At 73.7% G+C, this 7670-nt stretch carries 7 protein-coding genes; 1 reads left to right on the forward strand and 6 read right to left on the reverse strand.

The annotated features are described in order from the left end of the window. Positions 1-3: 3 nt before the first annotated feature. Positions 4-1239: a fatty acid desaturase family protein gene (locus G514_RS0110065; RefSeq protein ID WP_028651644.1), complete on the reverse strand. Its 1236-nt coding sequence runs from the start codon at positions 1237-1239 to the stop codon at positions 4-6. Continuing rightward, positions 1236-2375, reverse strand: a complete 1140-nt coding sequence (locus G514_RS0110070; RefSeq protein ID WP_051247271.1) for a ferredoxin reductase — start codon at positions 2373-2375, stop codon at positions 1236-1238. Before G514_RS0110070 ends, G514_RS0110065 begins: the two co-directional genes overlap by 4 nt. Before the next feature lie 84 nt (positions 2376-2459). Between G514_RS0110070 and G514_RS0110075 the strand changes: the two genes are divergently transcribed. Next, positions 2460-3632, forward strand: a complete 1173-nt coding sequence (locus tag G514_RS0110075; RefSeq protein ID WP_028651646.1) for a PucR family transcriptional regulator — start codon at positions 2460-2462, stop codon at positions 3630-3632. Positions 3633-3654: 22 nt separating this feature from the next. Here the strand turns inward: G514_RS0110075 and G514_RS0110080 are convergent, their stop codons facing one another. The 4 genes from G514_RS0110080 to G514_RS0110095 are packed head-to-tail and all read right to left on the reverse strand — an operon-like array spanning position 3655 to position 7560. Further along, complete coding sequence (locus tag G514_RS0110080; RefSeq protein ID WP_028651647.1) at positions 3655-4434, reverse strand: glucosamine-6-phosphate deaminase; 780 nt, start codon at positions 4432-4434, stop codon at positions 3655-3657. Beyond that, positions 4434-5330: an ROK family protein gene (locus G514_RS0110085; protein WP_028651648.1), complete on the reverse strand. Its 897-nt coding sequence runs from the start codon at positions 5328-5330 to the stop codon at positions 4434-4436. Before G514_RS0110085 ends, G514_RS0110080 begins: the two co-directional genes overlap by 1 nt. Then, on the reverse strand, positions 5327-6724 hold the full coding sequence (locus G514_RS0110090; protein WP_028651649.1) for a glycoside hydrolase family 3 N-terminal domain-containing protein: 1398 nt from the start codon (positions 6722-6724) through the stop codon (positions 5327-5329). The genes G514_RS0110085 and G514_RS0110090 overlap by 4 nt, the downstream gene beginning before the upstream one ends. Continuing rightward, the gene (locus G514_RS0110095; RefSeq protein WP_036564427.1) at positions 6721-7560 is read right to left on the reverse strand and encodes a carbohydrate ABC transporter permease; all 840 of its coding nucleotides are present in this window, start codon (positions 7558-7560) and stop codon (positions 6721-6723) included. The genes G514_RS0110090 and G514_RS0110095 overlap by 4 nt, the downstream gene beginning before the upstream one ends. Between the last annotated feature and the right edge of the window lie 110 nt (positions 7561-7670).

The following is a 7670-nucleotide window of genomic DNA, read 5'->3' on the forward strand; positions in this document are numbered from 1 at the left end:
GGCCTACGCCGTCGCCGCGAGCTTGCGTGCCTGCTGGGTCAGCCGTGCCTGGGCGGCGCGCCGGACCTTCGGCCCCTTGGTCGACATCGCCCACAGCAGCTTGAGCTGCGAGGGCAGGTTGCGCGTCGTGGTCGTGGCGAGCCAGCCGTTGGGCAGCGAGAGCCGGACCACCTTGTGCCAGGCCGAGTAGACCTGCTGCGGCATCGGCCGGGTGCAGTAGCTGAGGTCGTACTTCTCGAACAGCGCCCGCACCTTCGGCGCGATCTCGGCGTAGCGGTTGGACGGCAGGTCGGGGAACAGGTGGTGCTCGATCTGGTGCGAGAGGTTGCCCGACATCAGGTGGAGCAGCGGCGAGCCGGAGATGTTGGCGGAGCCGAGCATCTGACGGAGGTACCACTCGCCGCGGGACTCGTCGTCGGCGATCGACGCGCGCTCGAAGGTCTCGACGCCCTCGGGGAAGTGGCCGCACATGATCACCGAGTGCGACCAGACGTTGCGGACGACGTTGGCGACGAAATTCGCGGCCAGCGTCGGCACGAACGCGCCGAACGGCAGCGCGAGCGCCGGGTTGACGACGTAGTCCTTGGTGGCCTGGCGGCGGATCTTGCCGAGCACCTTGCGGACGTTGTCGCGGAACTCCGGCGGCCGCTTCTCCTTCGGGATGCGCAGGTTGCGGCCGAGCTCGAGGTCGTAGGCCGCGATGCCGTACTCGAAGAAGCAGGCGTTGATGAAGTTCCACAGCGGCTGCAGCAGGTAGGCCGGCACCCAGCGCTGATCCTCGTCGACGCGCATGATGCCGTAGCCGAGGTCGTTGTCCTGGCCGACGATGTTCGTGTACGTGTGGTGCACCTGGTTGTGCGAGTGCTTCCACTGCTCCGCCGGCGTCGCCATGTCCCACTCCCACGTCGTGGAGTGGATCTTCGGGTCGCGCATCCAGTCCCACTGGCCGTGCAGGACGTTGTGCCCGATCTCCATGTTCTCGAGGATCTTGGAGACCGACAGGCCGAGCGTGCCGAGCACCCACAGCGGCGGCAGCGCCGAGCCGAGCAGCACCGCGCGCGAGCCGAGCTCGAGCCGGCGCTGGACGGTGATCACCCGGCGGATGTACGCCGCGTCGCGGTCGCCGCGGTCGTCGAGCACGTCCTGGCGGATCGCGTCGAGCTCGTAGCCGATCTGCTCGATGTCCTCGGGGGTGAGGTGGGCGATGGGGTTGTCGGGCTTCTTGGTGATCGTGGTCATCGGGTCTCCCGGATCTCGCACGCGCCGGCAGCGGCGCTGATGCAGGTCTGGATGGGGATGCCGTCAGGCCCGGTCTCGCCGGGGACGGCGGTGGTGATGGCGCCGTTGCGCAGGTCGCGCACGGCGCCGGAGGTCATGGGTACGACGCAGCCCATGCAGATGCCCATCCGGCAGCCGCTGGGCATGAGCACGCCGGCGCCCTCGGCGACGTCGAGGATCGGCGTGGCGCCGTCGGCGTCGACCTCGCGGCCGTCGGCGAAGGTGACCGTGCCCCCGCTCTGCCCGTCTCCGGCCAGGGTGGCGAGGGTCGGGCGGAACCGCTCGGTGGTCAGCGACAGGCCGCGGTCTGCGTGGTGCTTCTCGAGGGCGTCGAGCAGGCCGGCCGGCCCGCAGGCGTAGGTGAGCCGCTCGCGCAGGTCGGGCACGAGCTCGTCGAGGTGGTCGACGTCGAGGATGCCGTGCCGGTCGTCGTACCGCTCGACGAGCCGCAGGTGCCCGGCGGTGCCGTGTGCGCGCAGCTCGTCGCGGAACATCGCCGAGGACTCGTTCTGGTTGACGTGCACCAGCGCGATGTCGGTGTCGACCGGGACGCGGCGCGAGAACAGGTTGCGCAGCATGCCGATGACCGGCGTGATGCCGGAGCCGGCGGTGACGAGCAGCAGCTTGCGGGGGATCGGCGTCGGCAGCACGAACTCGCCCTCGGCCTGCTCGAGCTGCACCATCTGGCCGGCGCGGGCCCGGTGGACGAGGTGGTTGGAGACGACGCCGTCGGGGATCGCCTTCACGGTGATGCTGAGGTTGCGGTCGCGGCGCGGGCCGTGGGTGAGCGAGTAGGTGCGCCACAGGCGTACGCCGTCGACGTCGACGCCGATGCGCACGTACTGGCCCGGCACGTGCCCGGCCCAGTCGCGGCCGGGGCGGATGAGGATGGTCGCGGACTCGGCAGTCTCGGCGGTGACCGAGACGATCCGGCCCTGCAGCCCGTCGCGGCCGCCGCGCAGCGGGTGGAAGACGTCGAAGACGTCACCGAGCTCCAGCGGCGTCACCGCCGCCTCGGCCACTCTGCGCAGCGCGCTCCGCAGGGACGGGCCGGCGGGGCGACCGCGGGCGGGTCCGGAGGCGGAGATGGATGCCATGTCTCTAGGGTGTCCTATTCGCGTGCGATGATTCATGTCCGGTGGACGTGAACGAACACGTCACATTTGTTCGCAGGAGACAACATGCGCCGAGCCCCGCGCAGCAGCGCCACCTCCGACCACGGGCTCGAGCTCTCCCCCGCCGCACTCGAGGAGATGCGGGGGCAGCTCTCCGCGGTCGCGGACGACGTCGTGGGCGCCATCGTCGATGAGGTACCCAGCTATCGCGACGCTTTCTCCGGCCCCATGGGCGAGACGATCCGCAACGCCGTGCAGCTCGCCCTCGGCGGCTTCCTCACGCTGGCCAGCCGCGGCCGGGCCCAGGACCTGCGCACCCCCACCGCCCCGGCCGTCGAGGGCAGCTACCAGCTCGGCCGCGGCGAGGCCCGCAGCGGCCGCACGACCGACGCGCTGCTGGCGGCGTTCCGCATCGGCGCGCGCGTGTCGTGGCGCGACCTGTCCGCGATCGCGGTGCGCAACGGCCTGCCGGCCGACGTGCTGGCCGACTTCGCCGAGCTGGTCTTCGCCTACATCGACGAGCTGTCGGCTGCCGCGGTCGCCGGCCACACCGACGAGACCGAGACCACCGGCCGGGTCCGGCAGCGGCTGCTCGAGCGGATCGCGGCGCTGCTCCTCGGCGAGGCCCCCGACGACGAGGTGACCGAGGCGGCCGAGCGCGCCGGGTGGACGCCGCCGACCACGCTGACCGCGGTGGTGGTGCCCGAGTCGCAGGTGCGGCCGGTGCTCGGCCTGGTCGCGGCCGCCACCATCCAGGCCGCGGAGCTGCCGGGCCTCGACGAGGGCGTGCTGCTCCTCGTGCCCGACGCCCACGGCCGCAGCCGGGCGGCCCTGCTCCGCACCCTGCGCAACCGCGGCTCGATCGCGGGCCCGGCGGTGCCGTGGCTCGACGTACGCCGGTCGGTCGACCGAGCGCTGCGCGCACGGGAGCTCGGTGTCGAGCTGGACACCGAGGCCGAGCTCCCGCGGCTGGTGCTGCACGCCGACGAGTCGGCGCTGGCCGACCTGCGCGCCCGGGTGCTGGCCCCGCTCGACGACCTCAAGCCGGGGGCGCGCGACAAGCTCGCCGACACGCTGCGGGCGTGGCTGCTCCACCAGGGCCGCCGCGACGACGTCGCCGCCGCGCTGTTCGTGCACCCGCAGACCGTGCGCTACCGCATGGGCCAGCTGCGTGAGCTGTACGGCGACCGGCTGGAGGAGCCCGACACGGTGCTCGCGCTCACCCTCGCGCTGGCCTGAGCCGGCGGCTGCCGACGAGCCGCTAGAGCCCCTGCCAGTCGGGCTTGCCGGCGTAGACCTCGCGGTAGTGGTCGGCGCGGGCGAGACGCGAGGCCGCATCGGCGTCGAGCAGGACGCTCGCGTGCGGGTGCAGCTGCAGGACCGAGGCCGGGCACGACGCGCTGAGCGGTCCTTCGACGGCGGCGGCGACCGCCTCGGCCTTGCCTGCGCCGGTCGCGATGAGCAGCAGGTGGCGGGCGCGGAGGATCGTGCCGAGCCCCTGGGTGAGCACGTGGCGGGGGACCTCGTCGAGGGAGTTGAAGAACCGCGCGTTGTCGCGCCGGGTCTCCTCCGTCAGGGTCTTGAGCCGCGTCAGCGACGAGAGCGACGAGCCGGGCTCGTTGAACGCGAGGTGGCCGTCGCTGCCGATGCCGAGGACCTGCAGGTCGACCCCGCCGGCCTCGGCGAGCTGCGCCTCGTAGGCGGCGCCCGCGGTCGGCACGTCGGTCGGGTCGGGCCGGTGCACCCGGTCGGGCGGCAGGCCGAGGTCGTCGGTCAGCTCGCGCGCGATCGTGGCGCGGTAGGACTGCGGGTGGCCGGGCGGGAGGCCGACGTACTCGTCGAGGAGGAACGCCCGCACCTCGTCGTACGACGGTGCGGTGCCGGCGCGGCGGCGGGCGACGAGCTCGGCGTACGTCGCGACGGGGGTCGAGCCGGTGGCCAGCCCGAGCACGGCGGCGGGACGGGAGCGCACCAGCGCCTCGATCGTGTCGGCGGCGAGCGCGGCCACCTCGGCGGCGGACCCGAGCGGGACGACCTCCATCACGACCGCCCGAGGAGCGCGGCGCCGATCGCGGCGACGGGCTGGTCGTCGGGGACCACCCGGATGCGGCCGGCGAGGTCGAGCGAGGCGAGGAACGGCGACGAGGCGGCCTGCGCGCGCAGCGCGTCGGAGACCGCGTCGACGAGCGGGGCACCGAGGTGGGAGACGCCGCCGCCGAGCACGATGGTCGCGGGGTCGACCGCGAGGCAGAGGGTGCGCACGGCGTCGGCCACCCCGGCCGCGAACCGGTCGCGCACCTCGATCGCCCGCGCGTCGCCGGCGGCGGCCGCGGCGAAGAGCGCCTGCGCCGGGGGTGTGTCACCGTCGGTCGCGCCGTCGGGCAGCCAGGCCTCGGCCAGCGCGCGGCCCGAGGCGACCGTCTCGAGACACCCGCGCTGACCGCACTGGCAGACCGCGCCGAGCGGGTCGATCGGCACGTGCCCGATCTCGCCCGCCGCGCCGGTCGCGCCGCGCCGCAGGGTGCCGTCGAGCACCAGCCCGGCGGCCAGCCCGGTGCCGATCGAGAGGTAGACGAGGTCGCGGATGCCGCTCAGGGCGACCGCGCCGAGGGTGGCGACGTTGACGTCGTTCTCGACCGCGACCGGCACGCCGAGCCGGGCCTCGAGCTCGTCGCGCAGCGGGACCCACTCGCCGTCGACGCCGAGGTTGACGGCGTGCTTGACCGCACCGCGCTCCACGTCGACGAGCCCGGGGATGCCCAGCCCGACCGACGAGCCCGCGCCGAGGTGCGCGACGACGAGCTCGGCGGTGCGGACCACGCCGTCGGCCCCCTGCTCGGTCGCCTCGCGGACCTGATCCAGCACCCGGCCCTCGGCGTCCACGAGCACCCCGAGCGTCTTCGTGGCCCCGATGTCGAGACCGATGCTGCCCGTCACTGCTCCCACCCTGCCTGTCTGAGGATCTCCGTCACTGCGGTCGCGCCCGGCCGCGACCAGCCGCGCGCCTCGATCGTCGGGTGCCCGTCGGCTCGCCTGCCGGGCCAGCCCCACTCCACCACGACGGTGCCGGGCGGCGCAGCGGCCAGCGTGGCCAGGACCTCGGGCTGCCGGTGCGCGTCGCGGACCTGCACGACCAGCGGCCCGTCGGGCAGGTCGGTCGCGCCCGGGGCGACCACGGCGTCCGCCGGCAGCCCCCACGGCGCGGACCCGATCGCGATCGTGCCGGCCGAGTCGACCCGGACCACCCGTGCGCCGGACAGCGACGGCAGGTCGCCGTACGTCGTGACCGACCGCGCCGCGCCAGCAGCCAGCGCCTCAGAAATTCCTCGACTGTCGACCAGCGCTCGAGCCGCGCTCCCGGTCAGTCCTCCCACGGCGTCCGCGGCGGCGGCCAGGCGGTGCTCCGGGAGGCGGCCCGAGCGGACGGCGTCGACGAGCGCGGCCTGGATCGCGCGGACCTGCGCGACCGAGTTGCCGGTGCCGAGGCACAGCAGGTCGGCGCCCGCGGCGATCGACAGCACGGCGGCCTCGGGGATGCCGCGGCCGGCCGAGGCCCCGGCCATGTCGAGCGCGTCGGTGACGACCACGCCGCGGAAGCCCAGCCGGTCGCGCAGCAGCCCGAGCACCGACTTGCTCAGCGTGGCGGGCAGCGCGGGGTCGAGGGCGGGCACGACGACGTGCGAGGTCATCACCGCGGCGACGCCGGCCTCGACCGCGGCCGCGAACGGCGCCAGCTCGCGCGCGGTGAGGGTCGCCAGGTCGGCGTCGAGCACGGGGAGCGCGAGGTGGCTGTCCTCGGCGGTGTCGCCGTGGCCCGGGAAGTGCTTGGCGCAGGCAGCCACGCCCGCCGACTGCAGGCCGCGGGTCCACGCGGCCACGTGCGCGGCGACCTCCGGGGCCGACGAGCCGAAGCTGCGGGTGCCGATCACCGGGTTGTCGGGGTTGGAGTTGACGTCGGCGACCGGCCCGAGGTCGAGCGTGATGCCGACCGCGGCGAGCTCGAGGCCGATGGCCCGCCCGACCGCGCGCGTCAGCGCCAGGTCGTCGGCGGTGCCCAGCGCGAGCGGCCCGAGCACCGGGCTCCCGTCGGACACATGCAGCCGGGTGACGTCGCCGCCCTCCTCGTCGACCGCGACGACCGCCCGCGGCGCGACCGACCGCACGCGCTCGGAGTACGCCGCCACGGCGTCCGGCCCGTCGGCAGTGTTGCTGCCGAAGAGGCACAGCCCGCCGAGCCCCTCCTCGAGCAGCGCCAGGACATCGTCCGGCACCGTCGTACCGTCGAACGACGGCAGCAGCACGGCCAGGGCCAGCGACTCCAGCGTGGTCAACCCTTCACCGCCCCGGCGGTCAGCCCCGAGACCATCCGCCCCTGGACGAGCAGGAAGAAGATGATCACCGGCACCGCGATGAGCGTCGAGCCGGCCATCACGCCGCCCCAGTCGACGCCGCGGTTGACGTCGAGGAAGCTCGCCAGCCAGACCGGCAGCGTCTTCTTGTCTTCGCGGGTCATCACGACCACCGCGAGGGTGAACTCGTTCCACGCCTGGATGAACCCGAACACCCCGGTTGCGACCAGCCCGGGCGCGAGCAGGGGGAAGGTGACCTTGCGGAAGGCCTGGAAGCGCGAGCAGCCGTCCATCATCGCGGCCTCCTCGAGCTCGTAGGGCACGCCGGCCACGAAGCCGCGCAGCGTCCAGACCGTGAACGGCAGCACGTTGGCGACGTAGACCAGCGTGAGCCCGGCGACGGTGTTGAGGAGGTGGAAGCCCTCGAGCATCTTGTACTGGCTGATGAAGAGGCCCTCGACGGGGATCATCTGGATCAGCAGCAGCGTGACGATGAAGCCCTTGCGGCCACGGAACCTGAACCGCGTGACGGCGAGCGCCGCCAGGAACGCGAAGGTCAGCGACACCGCGACCGTCGCGACGGTCACGCCGAGGCTCATGAGGAGCGCGTCGAAGAACCGGCCGCCCGAGAGCACGCGCCGGTAGTTGTCGAAGGAGCCGCCCAGCGGCAGCCACGTCGGCTCGGGTGCGTTGATCTCGCGCCGCGGGAGGAGCGAGGTGTTCACCATCCAGTAGACGGGGAACGCGCACGCGACGAACACCACGAGGCCGGCGAGGTTGGCACCGAGCCGCACGGGCGCGGAGGCACGGCGGGGCACTAGGCCGTGTCTCTCAGTTGCTGGTGGATGCCGGCGTCGTCCAGGCGCGCGCTGGCAAGGCGCCGGCATGCGCGCAGACTGGGCGTCTCCGAAGTGTCGGCAACGCCGCC

Origin of the sequence: Nocardioides halotolerans DSM 19273 (assembly GCF_000422805.1) — a bacterium.
Lineage (GTDB): Bacteria > Actinomycetota > Actinomycetes > Propionibacteriales > Nocardioidaceae > Nocardioides > Nocardioides halotolerans.

Coding starts and splice junctions, on each gene's coding strand:
- G514_RS0110065 (WP_028651644.1), bottom strand. CDS start 1,239: ATGACCACGATCACCAAGAAGCCCGACAACCCCATCGCCCACCTCACC.
- G514_RS0110070 (WP_051247271.1), bottom strand. CDS start 2,375: ATGGCATCCATCTCCGCCTCCGGACCCGCCCGCGGTCGCCCCGCCGGC.
- G514_RS0110075 (WP_028651646.1), top strand. CDS start 2,460: ATGCGCCGAGCCCCGCGCAGCAGCGCCACCTCCGACCACGGGCTCGAG.
- G514_RS0110080 (WP_028651647.1), bottom strand. CDS start 4,434: ATGGAGGTCGTCCCGCTCGGGTCCGCCGCCGAGGTGGCCGCGCTCGCC.